Annotated in this window: 12 protein-coding genes and 1 other annotated feature; of the genes, 7 read left to right on the forward strand and 5 right to left on the reverse strand. The window is 38.1% G+C overall.

Features of this window, described 5'->3' with window-relative positions; genetic code table 11:
* Positions 1 to 84: 84 nt before the first annotated feature.
* From argC to QH639_RS04715, 4 genes are all read left to right on the forward strand, one after another.
* Positions 85 to 1,119, forward strand: coding sequence for an N-acetyl-gamma-glutamyl-phosphate reductase (gene argC, locus QH639_RS04700; protein WP_237898474.1), 1,035 nt, complete (start codon positions 85 to 87; stop codon positions 1,117 to 1,119).
* A 56-nt stretch (positions 1,120 to 1,175) separates the two neighbouring features.
* Complete coding sequence (argJ, locus tag QH639_RS04705; RefSeq protein ID WP_131521317.1) at positions 1,176 to 2,408, forward strand: bifunctional glutamate N-acetyltransferase/amino-acid acetyltransferase ArgJ; 1,233 nt, start codon at positions 1,176 to 1,178, stop codon at positions 2,406 to 2,408.
* Positions 2,371 to 3,156 carry an acetylglutamate kinase gene (gene argB, locus QH639_RS04710; RefSeq protein WP_281115691.1) on the forward strand — a complete coding sequence of 262 codons (786 nt, stop codon included), beginning with the start codon at positions 2,371 to 2,373 and terminating at the stop codon, positions 3,154 to 3,156. The genes argJ and argB overlap by 38 nt, the downstream gene beginning before the upstream one ends.
* A 72-nt stretch (positions 3,157 to 3,228) precedes the next feature.
* Complete coding sequence (locus QH639_RS04715) at positions 3,229 to 4,359, forward strand: acetylornithine transaminase (RefSeq protein ID WP_281115692.1); 1,131 nt, start codon at positions 3,229 to 3,231, stop codon at positions 4,357 to 4,359.
* A gap of 109 nt (positions 4,360 to 4,468) precedes the next feature.
* Here the strand turns inward: QH639_RS04715 and QH639_RS04720 are convergent, their stop codons facing one another.
* The gene (locus QH639_RS04720) at positions 4,469 to 5,350 is read right to left on the reverse strand and encodes an NAD-dependent epimerase/dehydratase family protein (RefSeq protein WP_066037564.1); all 882 of its coding nucleotides are present in this window, start codon (positions 5,348 to 5,350) and stop codon (positions 4,469 to 4,471) included.
* A 135-nt stretch (positions 5,351 to 5,485) separates the two neighbouring features.
* The gene (locus QH639_RS04725) at positions 5,486 to 8,518 is read right to left on the reverse strand and encodes a transglycosylase domain-containing protein (RefSeq protein ID WP_281115693.1); all 3,033 of its coding nucleotides are present in this window, start codon (positions 8,516 to 8,518) and stop codon (positions 5,486 to 5,488) included.
* Positions 8,519 to 8,620: 102 nt separating this feature from the next.
* Positions 8,621 to 8,829, forward strand: a binding site (T-box leader).
* An 83-nt stretch (positions 8,830 to 8,912) separates the two neighbouring features.
* Between QH639_RS04725 and tyrS the strand changes: the two genes are divergently transcribed.
* On the forward strand, positions 8,913 to 10,181 hold the full coding sequence (tyrS, locus tag QH639_RS04730) for a tyrosine--tRNA ligase (RefSeq protein WP_281115694.1): 1,269 nt from the start codon (positions 8,913 to 8,915) through the stop codon (positions 10,179 to 10,181).
* A 47-nt stretch (positions 10,182 to 10,228) separates the two neighbouring features.
* On the opposite strand, the gene QH639_RS04735 is transcribed toward tyrS, so the two are convergent.
* The gene (locus QH639_RS04735; RefSeq protein WP_131521322.1) at positions 10,229 to 11,032 is read right to left on the reverse strand and encodes a cobalamin-binding protein; all 804 of its coding nucleotides are present in this window, start codon (positions 11,030 to 11,032) and stop codon (positions 10,229 to 10,231) included.
* A gap of 139 nt (positions 11,033 to 11,171) precedes the next feature.
* Positions 11,172 to 12,377 (reverse strand): iron-containing alcohol dehydrogenase, encoded by a 1,206-nt coding sequence (locus QH639_RS04740; protein ID WP_004226138.1) that lies wholly within the window; start codon positions 12,375 to 12,377, stop codon positions 11,172 to 11,174.
* A gap of 926 nt (positions 12,378 to 13,303) precedes the next feature.
* Here QH639_RS04740 and QH639_RS04745 point away from each other — a divergent pair.
* Both QH639_RS04745 and QH639_RS04750 read left to right on the forward strand, forming a co-directional pair.
* On the forward strand, positions 13,304 to 13,891 hold the full coding sequence (locus tag QH639_RS04745; protein WP_237898463.1) for a TetR/AcrR family transcriptional regulator: 588 nt from the start codon (positions 13,304 to 13,306) through the stop codon (positions 13,889 to 13,891).
* A gap of 2 nt (positions 13,892 to 13,893) precedes the next feature.
* Complete coding sequence (locus QH639_RS04750) at positions 13,894 to 14,754, forward strand: CPBP family intramembrane glutamic endopeptidase (protein ID WP_131521324.1); 861 nt, start codon at positions 13,894 to 13,896, stop codon at positions 14,752 to 14,754.
* A gap of 814 nt (positions 14,755 to 15,568) precedes the next feature.
* Here the strand turns inward: QH639_RS04750 and QH639_RS04755 are convergent.
* Positions 15,569 to 16,729, reverse strand: a complete 1,161-nt coding sequence (locus QH639_RS04755; RefSeq protein ID WP_281115695.1) for a tyrosine-type recombinase/integrase — start codon at positions 16,727 to 16,729, stop codon at positions 15,569 to 15,571.
* Positions 16,730 to 16,738 lie beyond the last annotated feature (9 nt).

A 16,738-nucleotide genomic window follows, 5' to 3' on the forward strand; every position in this document is an offset into this window, starting at 1 on the left:
AAACAATGAATTAAATAAAAATTCAGTTGACTTAATAAATATGCAGACGTATACTATTTTTAACTTATTTCAGAGGTGAGTGCAGTGAAAGTAGGTATTGTTGGAGCAACTGGATATGGCGGTCTAGAACTTATTCGATTTTTATATAATCATCCAGCTGTGGAACGAATTGATTTATTTACTTCTTCAGAAGAGGGTGTCCAATTTTCTTCCAAATTTGGCCATCTTGTTAGGATAGCTGATACACCGTTACAAAAGATTGCGTATGACACTTTAGAAAAATTCGATGTTATTTTTACGAGTACACCATCTGGGGTGACAAGTGAGCTATTACCGCCTTTGGTTGGGAAAGGACCAAAGCTAATCGATTTATCTGGTGATTTTCGGTTAAAAGATCTAGCAAGCTATGAAACCTGGTATGGCAAAAAAGCTGCACCGTTTCATAGTGTTCAACAAAGTGTATATGGTTTAACAGAATGGAATGAAGAGCTTATACGTCAAGCAACACTTGTTGCTAATCCGGGTTGCTACCCAACAGCAGTTTTATTATCCTTACTACCACTTGTAAAAGAACGTTTAATTGATCCTAGTTTTCTAGTTATTGATGCAAAGAGTGGTATTTCAGGAGCAGGCAATAAGCCCTCACAAACTACCCATTTTAGTGAGACAAATGAGAATTTTTCAATCTATAAAGTAAATACACATCAACATATTCCCGAAATTGAACAGGCACTTTCCATGTTTGCTCAAGCAGATACAAAGGTTACTTTTAATACGCATCTGGTTCCAATGACCAGGGGAATTTTGGCGACATCCTATGCACCAGTAATGCAGGGAATTACAGAGTCGCAATTGATCACTTGCTTACAGGCAACCTATGAGAATCATCCATTTGTTCGAATCGTTACGGATGCATCTAGTTTAGGGACAAATCGTGTCAAGGGATCAAATTATTGTGACATTCTAGTGAAAGTAGATTCCCGTACAAATCGCGCCACAATTGTTAGTGTAATTGATAACCTTGTCAAAGGAGCAGCGGGGCAAGCAATCCAAAATATGAATGTGCAATTTGACTTACCACAAACGACAGGGCTAGATGTCGTACCATTCTTTATTTAACAGCATGCAGGAAACTGTATGCTTCTCTTATTTATTAATCTAAGGAGGAATTTCGGATGACAGTTACCACTTCAACGAATGTAATGAAAAAATTATCAAGTAAAAATATTGTTTCACCAAAAGGCTTTAAGGCAGCCGGATTACACTGTGGTTTAAAACATAAGAAAAAAGATTTAGCCCTTTTAGTAAGTGAAGTCCCAGCAAGTGTTGCAGGTGTTTTTACTACAAACGCTGTGCAAGCAGCACCATTAAAAGTCACGAAGGAAGTTGTTTATGCAACTAAGAAAATGCAAGCGATGATCGTCAATTCAGGCAATGCGAATGCTTGTACAGGTAAACAAGGTGTAAAAGATGCCCAAACAATGCAAGCGCTAGCTGCTGAAAAATTAGGGATTGCACCAAATTTGGTGGGAGTTTGCTCGACGGGTGTTATTGGAGAAATGATGAAATTAGAGCCAGTAGCAAACGGTATTCTACAGTTAGAGCCAAAGGACAATTTAGAAAGTGCGATTGACTTTGCACAGGCTATTTTGACAACAGATACTGTCATGAAAAACACAAGCTATAGTACAACTGTGGATGGCAAGGAAGTTATTATTGCAGGTGTAGCAAAAGGTTCAGGTATGATCGAACCTAATATGGCAACAATGCTAGGCTTTATTACAACAGATGCCAACATTGAATCTGAGGTGTTGCAAGCAGCATTAACAACTATTACTAATTTAACATTTAATGCTATTACAGTTGATGGGGATACGTCTACTAATGACACAGTGGTAATATTGGCTAATGGCTTGGCAGGGAATGATTCATTAACACCAGAGCATCCAGATTGGCAAAATTTCTTTTACACTTTGCAAACAGTAGCGGAAGATTTAGCAAAAATGATTGCCAAAGATGGTGAAGGAGCAACGAAGCTTATCGAAGTAGAAGTTGTTGGTGCAATTTCAGACGAGGAGGCACGTAAAATTGCAAAAACAGTCGTTGGTTCACCACTTGTAAAGACTGCTGTTTTCGGCTGTGATGCTAACTGGGGGCGTATTATTGCAGCAGTAGGGTATAGTGGCGCAACAGTTGATCCAGATAAAATTACCATCCAAATCGGTGGTGCTACTATGGTAGAAAACGGTGAACCAATTCCCTTTTCTGAGAATGAGTTAATTCAAATATTAAAAATGCATGAAGTAAAAATCTATGTGTCTCTTGGTGTGGGTGATGGTAAGGGGCATGCTTGGGGATGTGACTTAACATATGACTATGTCCAAATCAATGCATCATACCGCTCATAAACGTGTGGTCATTAAGCTTGGGGGCAGTACACTGGAAGGTTTAAATGATACTTTCTTTGATAATTTTAAAAGATTACAAGAGAGTGGGGTAGAGCTGATTATTACCCACGGAGGTGGGCCAGCCATAAATCGAGAACTAGCTGCTCAAGGCATACAATCACATACATTAAATGGAATACGCGTCACGAATGATTCTGCAATTAAAGTTGTCCAATCCACTCTAATAGGACAAGTAAACACTGCATTAGTTCATGAGTTAACAACAGCTGGTATAACAGCCATCGGATTAAATGGCTTTGATGGACAGTTGATGGTCGTAGACTTTTTAGATCAAGAGGCTTATGGCTATGTCGGAGCTATTAAAAATATCAATACATCCTTATTGGAAGCTTTAATGGGTGTAGGGATTGTACCTGTTATTGCCTGCGTAGGTACGACCGAAGCAGGTCAGGCTCTTAATATTAATGGCGATACGGTAGCAAGTGAAATTGCTTTAGCCATCGGAGCAGATAGCTTACTACTCGTGACAGATGTGAGTGGTATCCGTATTGAAGATGAATATCAAGCAATAGCTACACCTAGTCTTATAGATCAATGGACAGAGCAGGGCCATATTTATGGTGGAATGATTCCGAAAGTGCAGGGAGCGATTGACTGTTTACGGTCAGGGATTCCTTCTGTACAAATCGTAGGCGCAACTTTAATTGGTACAACAATTGTAGCCACAAGTGAACTTCTTTCTTCCTAGTGTTCTAAATAGGATAGCTTGAGAAGTATAGTTGTTGAAAGAAACTATTTTAAATATAGTGGAGATGATAACATGAGTGTTTTATTTGAGAATTACGGCAAGCGTCGTGCACAAATTGTTAAAGGTCAGGGGACAATTGTTGAGGATTCAACAGGGAAGCAATACTTGGATTTTACTAGTGGCATTGCTGTAGTGAGTCTTGGTCATGCCCATCCAGCCGTTGTACAGGCACTTCAAGAGCAAAGCCAAAAGCTATGGCATATTTCAAATCTTTTTGAAATACCAGGTCAGGAAAAGGTGGCAGAAAAATTAATTGCTAATACACACTTTTCGCATGCCTTTTTTTGTAATAGCGGCGCTGAGGCTAATGAAGCGGCCATTAAATTAGCTCGTAAGCATACAGGCAAACATCATATTATTACATTTGAAAAATCATTCCACGGTCGTACTTTTGGAGCAATGTCTGCAACAGGTCAAGGCAAAGTACATAATGGCTTTGGACCACTCGTAGAAAAATTTTCGATTTTGCCATTTAATGATGCTGCTACACTTGAAGCAACCGTTGATGATTCAGTTGCAGCTATAATGCTAGAAATGATTCAGGGAGAGGGTGGCGTCAATAGTGTATCAGCAGAATTTGCCGCAGCTATTGCAAAAGTCTGTGAGGAGCAAGGTGTACTACTAATTGTTGATGAAGTGCAAACGGGCATTGGACGAACAGGAACACGCTATGCATTTGAACAAACGGTATTAAAGCCACATATCGTAACTTTGGCAAAAGGCTTAGGTGGTGGTTTCCCTGTTGGTGCAATGCTCGGAACTGCTGAGCTTCATGCTACATTTAGTCCAGGAACACATGGTACAACATTTGGTGGAAACCCTCTTGCGATGAATGTGGCACAAGCTGTTTTAAATCATGTGTTTGAGCCGGATTTTTTACAGCAGGTACGAGAAATATCTGCCTATTTTGTGGCACAACTAAGGGCTCATTTACCTTCTAGCTATACGGTTCAAGGTCAGGGTCTCTTGTTAGGGATTGGCTGTGGGGACACGGAAGTTGTGCCTTATATCGCGGCAGCGGAAGAAAGTGGTCTTTTATTAGTAGGGGCAGGGCCAACAGTTATTCGTCTTTTGCCTCCATTAACGGTCACAAAGGAAGAGATTGACAAAGCAGTAGCTATTTTAAAGAACATATTACCGTGAAAATACACTTTCGTTCAGCAGAAAGTGAGGCATTAGCGGCAAAAATGACTAGACATTAGGATGAACAAAGAATCTGCTAGATATTAGCAGATTCTTTGCGCTATAAATGCTATTGTAGTTGTTTTACTAATGTTGTCACTAATTTTGGTAACCAATCTTCAAGCTGACTAAACGTAAATCCTGCCTTCTCAGCCTTAGCATTGGACATATACCAATCAGCAGGCACCCCATAAGGAGACTGTGATTCCTCATCACCACCAATGAGGGAAATTTTTGCGCGCTGACCACTTGCTTCTTCAATTAGAGCAATTAGATCTTTGAGAGATATGGCCCCTGATGCGGTAGCGTTGTATGGTCCCTCAATAGGAGTAACACCCGCAAAGTATAAAAATTCAGCAGCTTCCTCATCTGTAATATAACTCATCTTTGCATCAATGTTCGGTAAAGTAATCGGCTGATTCTGTAAAATATGTTCAACGTGAAAATGTAAACGTCGAGTATAATCATCTTCGCCCATCACAATTGGGAAACGTACAGCTACGACTGGGAATGAAGCTTCTTTGAATAAGACTGCCTCCGCTTGTCGTTTTCCTTCTCCATAAGAAAATTCCTCTTGATGTCCCATACGAATTTGATACTGGTATGGATCAAAGTCTTCTTCCTTTTTCATCTTACCATCTACCTCATATGTTGAAAGAGTAGAAGTAAAGACGAGCTTTTTCGTTTTTCCCTTTAATATCTCGCAAATCGCTTGTGCCTCGTTGGGCGAATAGCAAATATTATCATAGACAATGTCCCATGTTGTATTGGCTAGTGCCTGCTCTAAAGCATCACGATCATTACGATTTACTACTAATTGCTTAACATGTGTACCAAAGGGATTGCCACTTTGACCACGTGTTAAAATCGTTACATTATGTCCATTTTGAATACAAAGATCAACTAGCTTTTTTCCAAAAAAACGTGTGCCTCCTAAAATCAATATGTTCATATATTTTCACCCCTTCAAAATAGTAGTCCTCTTAATAATGACAAAAAAACAGACTTACTACAATTCATAAGGAATATGCAGTAAGTCTGTTTAATTGATTATCTAATACAAATGCTTTTGCTAAGGCAAAATGGATTAGCGCCTTGACGTTTCAGTTGGAGTAGTGGTATTACCATTGTCTCCTCCGTTTGTGCCATCTCCGGGGTTATCAGTTCCATCGCCATTGCTTCCATCGCCATCCCCGTTATTGGAGCCATTGCCATTGTTACCAGAACCATCCCCGTTATTGGAGCCATTGCCGTTATTACCAGACCCGTTCCCGTTATTGGAGCCATTGCCGTTACTACCCGAACCATTACCATTGCCATTAGTAGGTGGCGTTGTAGGTGGTATTGGTTCTTGGTCGTTTTCCTCAGGGTCAGGTTCATTTTCACTACCGCCAGTAGACACAACATTGGAGTGCGGTGATGTTAAACCTGTAATATCTACAGCGACCACTACATAAGCTTGTCCACTAGCAACCGTAATGCTTTGTGTTGACTCTAGTACGGACGTTACAAGTGTATTACCGCCATTCGTAACGTTGTAGATACGATAACCAACAACATCATTCGATGACTCTGACCATGATAATGTAGAGCCATTTACTGAAGCTGAAACAGCTGCTGGAGGGCTACCATCCGCTGGGAAATCAACTGCTGATACAGATGAATTCGACAATGTAGAATTCTTTGGTAACAGACTAGCAGGATTCCCGCCAAGTCTACCTAACATTCGTTTAATAAAGTCTTGATTAATGCCTGCGCCACCTGCTTTTACAAACTCTGCTGGTGTATTTGGCAACGCATTATAAGTTTTTCCTTTAATCGTCACAACACTTGAAGAGGCTAAGCTATCATCAGGTTGTGATGGTAAAAATACTTTCGCATTAAATAAATCTGAGCGTACAAGACCTGCGCTAGCACAAGCTGCAGAAGGGGCCATGCCGGAAATGCCACAGAATGACGCAGTCACAACATTTTTAGGCGCCTTAAAACTTGTTGGTGGGTCGATTAGCTGAGGATCCGCATCGTAAACGGCATTCATTAAAGTACCCCATAGCTTATTCACCCGAACGCTTGGCTGTAAATAGGTGTTGTTAAATGCATAAAGTGTACGAGGTTGATCGTAACCCATCCAAACACCAAGAGATACATTAGGGTTATAACCAACTAACCAAACATCTTTATATTCTTGAGAAGTCCCTGTTTTTGCAGCGAAATCAGAAGAGAATTTTAATGTATTTCGTGCCATTGTCCCTGTTCCTTTAGTGAGAACATCACGTAACATATCTGTCACGATATAAGATGTTTCAGGGCTAAATACTTGAACAGGTTCTACTTCATGTTGGTAAACAATATTTCCTTCTTGGTCTTCAATTCGATCAATCATATAAGCGTCAATGAATTGGCCACCATTTGCAAAGGTAGCAAAGGCATTTGTATTTTCTTCAACAGTAGTTCCTTCGCTTAAAGCACCGATCCCAGTTGCTAGGTTAGTAAAATCATCAGGATGTAATTTTGAGAATCCCATTTTTACTAATAAATCTGCAGGGCGTCTACTAATAATATCATTATATAAACGTAGTGCTGAAATGTTTTGAGAATCTGCTAAAGCTTCACGTGCTGGGATAAGACCTCGCTCATCACTCGTAATATAGTTACTTGGACTCCAAGAACCGATTGAGAATTTCACGTCAACTAAGGGGCTACCCGCACCGATTACGCCATACTCAATGGCAGGTCCATAAACAAGTAATGGTTTCATTGTAGAACCGTTAGAACGATAAGCTTGTGTTGCATGGTTTACTTGAGTGGTTTTAAAGTCTCGACCTCCGACAAAGCTTAAAATACGTCCTGTCGTATTTTCTATTAAAATACTACCTACTTGTACTGGCATCTCAATATCAATTTCTTCACCAGTAACAGGGTCTTTCCCTTTACCAGTATACGTATGACCATAATACTGGAAGTCTTTTGCTGCTTTTTGCATCGCATCATACATATCTTTATTAATGGTTGAATAAATACGATAGCCTTTTGAACGAACATCACGATCTGCTAAAATTGTATATTTATCCTTTAATTTTTTTTCTGACTTTAAGCGCTCTGGGTCAACCCCATCATCTTTTGCTAGTTTTTTAGCAATAATATCTTTTGCACGAGCTTCAAGCTCATAAGTCAACCAAGGATAACGATCTTCCGCGCGCATTTCTGGTCCACGGAAATCGGCAGCAATATTATAGTTTAACGCTTCATTATACTGTGCATCATCAATATAACCAGCTTCTTTCATACGATAAAGTACTGTTTTCATACGATCAATACCAGGTTTCAAAGCTTCTTCACTTTTCAGTTCACCTGTATTTGTAAATGGTGTATAAGCAAATGGTGCCTGTGGTATACCAGCTATGTACGCAGCTTGAGGAAGAGACAATTCTTTTGCTTTTACGCCAAAAATTCCTTCCGCAGCTGTTTCAACACCTGCAATATTTCGTCCTGAAGAGTTACGACCATAGGGAATGATATTTAAATAAGCCTCTAATATTTCTTCCTTCGTCATAAAATGTTCTAAACGCATCGCCAGTAAAATTTCCTTAGCTTTACGCTCGTATGATACTTCATTAGTTAGTACTTGGTTTTTAATAAGTTGCTGGGTAAGTGTAGAACCACCTGTCTGCGTTGCAGAGTTTGTGACATCTTGTAATAACCCACGAATAACCGCTTTAGGAACAATTCCGTTATGCTCTCGGAAATATTCATCTTCTGTTGCCAGAACAGCATTCACGACCTCTGGTGCAACATTGCTAAGCGAAGTTTCACGTCGATCTAAATCTGTTCTTAATTTCCCAATATAAATATCGTTGGCAAAATAAATCTCACTGGTTTCTTCATAGCTAAAAATTTGATCCCTTAACTCTTGTTTTGAGCGTAACGGTTCTTCTTTTACAAGAGAAGCAAAATAACCAGCACCAACTGAACCGACAAATACAGTGCCAACCAATGCAAAGACTAAAAATAGTAAAAATAAGTTCCAGGTAACACTACCTGAAATACGTAATTTCTTCATCCATTTTTGTTCAAGTAATTCATCGATCTTTGCATTGATTTTTTCAATCCAATCTTTCAATGTATCGACCTCCTAAAATCTTGTCTATTATAGCACATATTGTTTTAGCACGAACATAGTTATTGACTTTGAAAAAGAATCGTATAAAATTATGTTTATAGTTTTCTGGTGATGAAGAGCTTGCAGTAGTGTCTATATTCCCTGTTTAGAGAGCCAGTGGTTGGTGAAAGCTGGTCATAATGTAGAGACGAATTACGTGCTTGGAGCTTAGACGTGCGCGCCTGCGATAAAGGCGGCTGAATGAAGTGGAAGGTGGATGACATCTTCAAGCTGGGTGGTACCGCGTTAGTTTGTAACTTAACGTCCCTGCATGCAATTGTTTGCGTGTAGGGACTTTTTTTATTTAAACATGTCCATGCACGTAACGAATTTAACCATTTTAGGAGGAATGAACATGACAAACGAATTATTACAAGATTTAGAATGGCGTGGTTTGCTATACCAACAAACAGATGCGGAAGGCATGGCAAAATTATTAGATGAACAATCTGTATCTTTATACTGTGGGGTAGATCCAACAGCTGACTCCATGCATATTGGACATATTGTTCCATTGTTAACACTTCGTCGATTCCAAAAAGCGGGCCACCGTCCAATTTTACTTGTTGGTGGTGCGACAGGGATGATCGGTGACCCATCTGGCCGTTCAGAAGAGCGCCAATTACAAACAGTAGAGCAAATCGATAAAAACGTTCAAGGAATCCGTCGTCAATTAGAACGTATTTTCGAATTTGCGGAAGATGGCAATGGTGCTCAGCTTGTGAACAATCGTGACTGGATTGGTAATATCAATACAATTGAATTTTTACGTGATTATGGGAAACTAATTAACGTAAACTACATGTTAGCAAAGGATACGATTGCTTCTCGTCTTGACACAGGAATCTCATTTACAGAGTTTGCCTATACGTTAATTCAAGGTATTGATTACAATCATTTATACAATCACTACAATTGCCGTATTCAAGTAGGTGGCTCTGACCAATGGGGTAATATTACAACCGGGTTAGAGGTTATTCGTAAAACACACGAGGAAGAAACGAAAGCCTTTGGAATTACGATTCCATTAGTAACAAAGGCAGATGGCACGAAGTTTGGTAAAACAGCAGGTGGTGCTGTTTGGCTAGATGGTAAGAAAACCTCTCCATATGAGTTCTACCAATTCTGGATCAATGCAGCTGATGCAGATGTCATAAAATACTTAAAAATCTTTACGTTCCTATCTCGTGAAGAAATTGAAGCTTTAGCCGTTTCTGTAGAGGAGGAGCCACATTTACGTAAGGCACAAAAGGCGCTAGCTGAAGAAATGACTCGTTTAATACATGGTCAAGAGGCATTAGAGCAAGCCATCCGTATTACAGCTGCTTTGTTCTCAGGAGATCTAAAAGCACTTTCAGCTGAAGAAATGAAGGACGCTTTTAAAGATGTTCCTTCTATTGAAATGACTAAAGATGATAAAAACATTGTGGATCTACTTGTGGAGGCTGGCATTTCCTCTTCCAAACGTCAAGCACGTGAAGATGTATCAAATGGTGCTATTAGTGTAAACGGTGAAAAGGTAACAGATTTAGAATATGTAGTCGATGCGAAGGATCGTTTAGAGGATGCATTTAGTATTGTCCGTCGAGGTAAGAAAAAATATCATATGGTGAAATTTATATAATTTCTATTTGCAAAACCACATCCAAAACACTGGATGTGGTTTTTTAATCATAAGAAACTTGGAGGTTTTATTTGTTCATATTCTTTAGGATGCAGTATTTTTGCAAGCTTTATAGCACCCTCAACAAGTCGTGGAGAAGGGCGACAATACAGCCATTCTTCCATTACATGAAGCTGTTCCGATTGAACGGCATGTAGCTCTTTGGCATATGGACGTTTTAATAAATTAGCAGGCTGGATACGCTCAAATGCGACACCAACCCAAGCCATCATGATATAGTCAGGCTGTCGTTTAACAACATCTGTCCAATCTGTTTGAACACTAGCAAGCTCAACATCTTGAAAAAGATTAATGCCACCAGCAAGAGCGCTAATTTCTGTTAGCCAATTTATTTTCCCAGGAGTGAAAATAGGGTTTGGCCACCATTCCCAATAAAGGGTAGGTTTCTTTGGAATTGTTCGTGCAATGGAATACATTTTTTCGATGGAATGCATGTACTCTTCAGCGATTGTCTTTGCTTGTTCCTCCACTTGACAAGCTTTCCCAAGTGTCAGAAGATCTTGCGCAATTTCTTCTAAGGAGTTTGCATTAAAAATAATATGAGGAATATTTCTTTCTTTTAGTGCCTCAATGTTTTTTTCCATACCCGGTACACTCAAGGAAGCCAGAACAAGATCAGGCTGTAATGCCTCTAATGCCTCCATGTTAATTGATAAATCAGGCCCAAGCTGTGGTAGATTTTTAACTGAGGCTGGCCAATCGGAATAATCATCTACTCCAACGAGCTGGTCTGTCAGCCCTAAATAGGCGACTAATTCTGTATTGCTAGGACAAATTGAAATTAAACGCATATTGTTTTCTCCTATTCTTTTTAAGAAAAGTATAGCGAGAGTTCCCGTGATAGACAATGTGTGTGTATCGAGCCCATAAAAAAGTGGAGAAAACATTTGTTTTCTCCACCCTTTGTATAGGCTTATAGGAAACCGTCGATTAAGAAAGGGCAACTGCCTCGAGTGACTCTTCTTTTTTCACAATAGGACCCATTGCATTTGTGATGATTTGTTTGATATCCTCTAGTGTTGCTTTACGAGGGTTCGTCTCAGCACACACATCTAACAATGCATTTTTTGCTAAGATCTCGATATCCTCATCTTTTGCCCCTAATTCACGGAAGCCACTAGGGATATTTAAATCTTGAGATAACTTCTCAATAGCTGTAATAGCCTTTTCAGCGGCATCGCGCTTACTTAAACCTTCTACATTTTCTCCTAATAATTCAGCGATACGAGCAAAGCGCTCTGTACGTGCTGTGACATTAAATCGACAAACATGTGGCAATAAAATAGCGTTGCACACGCCATGTGGTAGGTTATAGAAACCACCCAATTGATGAGCAATTGCATGAACATAACCAAGTGATGCATTATTAAAGGCCATTCCCGCTAAAAATTGTGCATATACCATTTGTTCACGGGCTTCTATATCAGCTCCATTTGCATAGGCACGTGGTAGATATTCAGGGATTAGTTGAAGTACCTTTTCAGCACATGCGTCCGTGATTGGTGTAGCATTCGTAGAAACGAATGATTCAATAGCATGTGTTAATGCATCAACCCCAGTAGCCGCCGTAAGAGCAGGAGGTAAACCAATCATTAATTCAGGATCGTTTATAGAAAGTAACGGTGTCACATGCTTATCAACAATGGCCATTTTTACTTTGCGTGCTGTATCCGTGATAATAGTGAAACGAGTCATTTCACTGGCAGTACCAGCAGTTGTATTAATTGCAATTAATGGCACAAGTGGATTTTGTGATTTATCAACGCCTTCATAATCATGAATACGTCCACCATTCGAAGCAATAAGTCCGATACCTTTTGCTGCATCGTGTGCGCTGCCTCCTCCAAGAGAAACAATAGAATCGCAGTTTTCCGCATGATACACGGAAATGCCATCTTCAATGTTTTGATCTGTTGGATTTGGTTCTGCTTTCGGGAAAATTGCTACATCAATTCCAGCAGCTGTAATGATGTTAGCAATTTGTTCTGAGAGACCTAATTTGTGTAGACCCTCATCTGTTACGATTAATGTCTTTTTCACTTCTAAATCATTTAAGCGTTTACCAACTTCTTGAATTGCTCCAGGTCCAAATAAGTTTGTTTTCGGCATAACAAATTGCTTTAGAACGTCTGACATATTTCCAACCCCTTTTAAAAAATTATTATTGCTTGAATGATGGTGAACCACCTTTCGCAATTCATCGTATTCTATTTTTTGTGAAAGTTCAACTCATATTTTTGTTAAAATATTCCCTCTTTACCAAGTTATTATTTTACAAAAAAGATGAACCTTTTTATTGATGGCTGTACGATTGGATTGCCTAGGAATATTGATTTTAATACACTTTTTAAATGTTTTTTTATAAAAGTAAAATATATTTTTTAGGAATTGGTTCTAAAATCAAGCTGGAATACATAGTAAATAACTGATATTTTATATTGATTATAATGATAGTGTTTAAGTTGTTTTTCCCTATGCAATTACTATTTTAATGTACATAAAATTGTCATTATTTAGATGAATTAATGGTTATTTTTTGAGCTTTGAAAGTTGTAGTCAATGCAAGTAGTAAATAAAGAACAATTGTATAGAGGAATAATCCACATATATATAATTGCTGTTGTATTTGTGTGAATAGGGGGATTTCCACTATGAGCGTTGATATGGTATTCCTGTTGTTTAAAGCCAAACCAAATACCTGTTAATAGGAGAATCCATAATATAACCGCAAATAGCGTCTTTTTATGGAAAATGAGCCGCATTAGATTTTCTCTGAAAAGCGTTGAAAAAGTGCAGGGATGTTCAAAAGGATTATTTCTATCAAATGGAACAATGAAAAATGTTATTAGTCCACTTAAATTAAGATCAGCATAACTAATTCATCAAGCTTCATATTATCCTCCTCTTACTTTGAATATTTCCTACATTTGACTTATTCCAAACAGAAAAGTTCCATTAGCTTCTTAAAAAATTTTACGTTTAGTAGGTATTTTTGCAGGGATTTTTAAATATTCATTGAATATTATTTCAATGAATATATTTTTAATGAAGGGGTGCTTACAATGTCATTACGACATGAACAAAAGGAGCAACGAAAGGCCGTTATTTTAACATCTGCACTGGATTTGTTTATACGGAAGGGATATGGGGAAACAAAGGTTGCCGATATTGCCAAAGCTGCTGATATGAGTATGGGATTGCTTTTTCATTATTTCGACTCAAAGGAAAAACTTTATGAAGAGCTTATTCGAATAGGCTGTGAACGACTTAAAATGGATTTTCACTTTACTGATGAATCACCATTGGACACGTTTAAGGTAGTTGTTGAGGAGTTATTTAATATGATTTGTACAAATCCATCTGCTGCAAAAATGTTTGTATTGATGGAAAATGCCCAGCATCTTGAACATTTGTCAGAGGATTTAAAAGAAATGCTTGCTGAAGCAGACAAATTAATAAAAAGGAGTATCCCTTTAATTGAAAAGGGACAATTGCTAGGTGAAATCAGGCAAGGGAATCCAGAAGCCCTTGCAGTGTCATTTTGGTGTTCTATACAAGGAATTGCTCAATATATTGCGCTACATCCAGAAACACCTTGTCCTAATATTATGTGGATTCTTTCGATACTTGAAAACAAGGAGGTTAATTGAAGATGAAAACATCCCGGAGAAACATAATGATCTTTATTGTTGTTGTGTTACTGTGTGGTTGGTTTGGTGTGTTAGTGGATAAATTGATTCCAGAGCAGCCTCAGGGAGATACTCTTGGTATGGGAATTTGGCTCATATCTCCGCTGCTTGCAACCATCCTGTTACGTTCCTTCGCAGGAGATGGTTGGCGGGATATAGGTTTATTGCCTAATTTTAAGGGCAATTTAAAATGGTATGTCATTGCACTTTTCATTTATCCAGCAGTCACAACTTTAGTACTTTTAATTAGCTATGTTTTCAACTGGATGGACTTTTCAGCCTTTAATCTAAGCACTGTATTATCTGTGTTTTTTAGTGGATTACTTATTCAATTCGTTAAAAACTTTTTCGAGGAATCCGTATGGAGAGGTTATCTGACAAGTAAGCTTTCAAATTTAAAGTTGGATGATTTTTGGCTCTATCTAATTGTTGGTGGTGTTTGGGGTACATGGCATATCCCGTACTTTCTTGTGTTTTTATCAGAGAGTGATATCATCAGTGTACTTCCTGTCAATAGATGGCTATTTACAATAATAGGTATCGTCACGATGATTTGCTGGACAGTGATGTACACAGAAATTTACTTAATGACAAGGAGTATATGGCCGCTTGTCCTTATGCATATGACTGAGGATGCACTTGTTAATCCACTTATTCTCGATGGCTATATCAAACTTGCTCAGGGAAAAGAATTTCTCGTTTCCCCATCTGCAGGGATTTTAACTACTTGTCTATATCTCGTAGTTGGATGGCTATTGCGGGTGAAACGGAAAAAAATGAGGAGCGGGTATGGAGTAAAATCTACGGTAATAGGTAATGATTAATTTTCAAAACGGTAATTAATTAAATCACTTATAATACACATTGATGTTGTGATGAGCAAAAAACTAAATAAGCAATAAAAGCCCAAAATAAATTTTTGAACTGCATCTCGAAAGTTTTACATCTAAGATGCAGTTCAAAGGTAAAAGTTGGTTATAATGGTACAGTTCAAGATACAGCACCACTTGCGATTACTACACTTAGTGTAGAATTAGTTGAGTAATTTCTAAAAATAATAGTTGTATATAGTGTTGCTCTTTGAATAAAAGGACCACTCCTGATGGATGGGGAAAGAGGGAATGAATTGAAAACACCATACCATCTATTGAAACTCAACAACGTATGCATGCTTTCTTTATGAAAACGTATGCTCCACGTATCTATAAAAACAACTAGAAGAAGAGCAAAAACGTAAAGAAATGGAATCTCAAAACAAGATACGAATAAAGAAAAGTAATAAAAATTAACACTTGCTACGGCAGGTGTTTTTTGGGGGAGGCAAAATAAAAAAGGAATAGGATATTATTCCCAACCTACTTGAACATCTTTACAAATATGCCCACCAAAAACATTAATAATTAGCCCAAATATAATAATTAATACATGATTGAGCATGGTTGATAAAAAGCAAAAACCCTAGAGAGCCTTGATATAAAAGGCTTTCTAGGGTTTTCTAAACTACTCTTTGCAGAGTAATTTAATTAACGAGAGAAGTGCTCTATAGATTCTTAAACCGTTGTGGCTGTAAGGTTGAGAAGGTATTTCGTAAATGGCTCCCCCAATTCTTCCCCCAAAACCCCAAAAAAAGAGGGGATTTCACCCGTTTTTAAGTGCTTCCACAAACACATCTGTGACCTTCTTTTTATCATCTTCAATGACATGAGCATATGTTTCCCAAATTACTTTTGGAGTATTTCCAAGTCGTTCAGCAACGGTTGCCACATCCTCACCACTGTATAATAAAATTGAGGCATGAGTATGTCTTAATGTGTGGGGTTTAACTAAAGTACCCATTTTTTCTGATAAACGTTTGAATGCATAAAATAAACTGTTATCTGCATAAGGCTCTTTAGTTTGTGAAGAAATAAATACATAACCACTTTCTTTTAGCTGTTCACCATCTTCTAACAGAATTTCGGAGCTCCACACTCTATATCTTTTTAGTAGCTTTATTAATTGTTCATCAATGGCGATTGTACGATAACTATTCTTTGTTTTAGGTGATCGATGGCCGTTCCTATCACGAGTTCCTTCTATAGTAATAGTTCCATTCTTTAAATCGACATCTTTCCACTTTAAAGCTAAAGCTTCGCCACGTCTTATACCAGTAAAAGCAATGGTCCTGATAATAGCATAAGACGTTATCGGTTCATCAGATTCTGCAATTTCAAGAAATTTATTAAGCTGCTGGATATTCAGTACATTCGGTTCTTCTCGTTCATCATCATTTATAACCACTTTAGTAAAACGATTACGAGGTATTATTTCTGCATCTACTGCTGCATTAACGGCCACTTTAAATACGCGATGAAATAGTCGTACTGTCGAAGGTTTGTATTCCTTCAATAAAGGGGTAATGAATTTTCGTTTATACGTTTCTTTATCTAAAGATGAAAGTTTCATTTTCCCAATTAACGGTTTCACCTGGTATTTGATTATGTTCTTTCGCTGTTTTTGAGTAGTGATTTGCCACTCTCTTTCGTTTGATTCGTACCAAATATCCATCCAAGCTCCAACAGTCATATTCTCATTTTCTACTTGAATAGAATTTCCATTCAGTAATTGAGACTTAATCTCCAACAATTTTCGAAAGGCAACAGTCTCGGAAGAAAAACCTTGTCCTGTCTTTTCCTTTCGTTTTCCCAAAACATCATAGTAACGATAACGATAAGCATATTTAGTAGATCCATCAGAATCTACATACCAATACAAATCCTTATCCTTTTTCGATTTATTCATTTTTGGTTTATAACTCATTTGACATTC

It is taken from the genome of Lysinibacillus sp. 1 U-2021, assembly GCF_029916965.1.
Lineage (GTDB): Bacteria > Bacillota > Bacilli > Bacillales_A > Planococcaceae > Lysinibacillus > Lysinibacillus capsici.

Bases quoted from the DNA above. Each gene is read 5' to 3' on its own strand.
- argJ (WP_131521317.1), top strand. From the start codon at position 1,176: ATGACAGTTACCACTTCAACGAATGTAATGAAAAAATTATCAAGTAAA.
- argB (WP_281115691.1), top strand. From the start codon at position 2,371: ATGACTATGTCCAAATCAATGCATCATACCGCTCATAAACGTGTGGTC.
- QH639_RS04715 (WP_281115692.1), top strand. From the start codon at position 3,229: ATGAGTGTTTTATTTGAGAATTACGGCAAGCGTCGTGCACAAATTGTT.
- QH639_RS04720 (WP_066037564.1), bottom strand. From the start codon at position 5,350: ATGAACATATTGATTTTAGGAGGCACACGTTTTTTTGGAAAAAAGCTA.
- tyrS (WP_281115694.1), top strand. From the start codon at position 8,913: ATGACAAACGAATTATTACAAGATTTAGAATGGCGTGGTTTGCTATAC.
- QH639_RS04735 (WP_131521322.1), bottom strand. From the start codon at position 11,032: ATGCGTTTAATTTCAATTTGTCCTAGCAATACAGAATTAGTCGCCTAT.
- QH639_RS04740 (WP_004226138.1), bottom strand. From the start codon at position 12,377: ATGTCAGACGTTCTAAAGCAATTTGTTATGCCGAAAACAAACTTATTT.
- QH639_RS04745 (WP_237898463.1), top strand. From the start codon at position 13,304: ATGTCATTACGACATGAACAAAAGGAGCAACGAAAGGCCGTTATTTTA.
- QH639_RS04750 (WP_131521324.1), top strand. From the start codon at position 13,894: ATGAAAACATCCCGGAGAAACATAATGATCTTTATTGTTGTTGTGTTA.
- QH639_RS04755 (WP_281115695.1), bottom strand. From the start codon at position 16,729: ATGAGTTATAAACCAAAAATGAATAAATCGAAAAAGGATAAGGATTTG.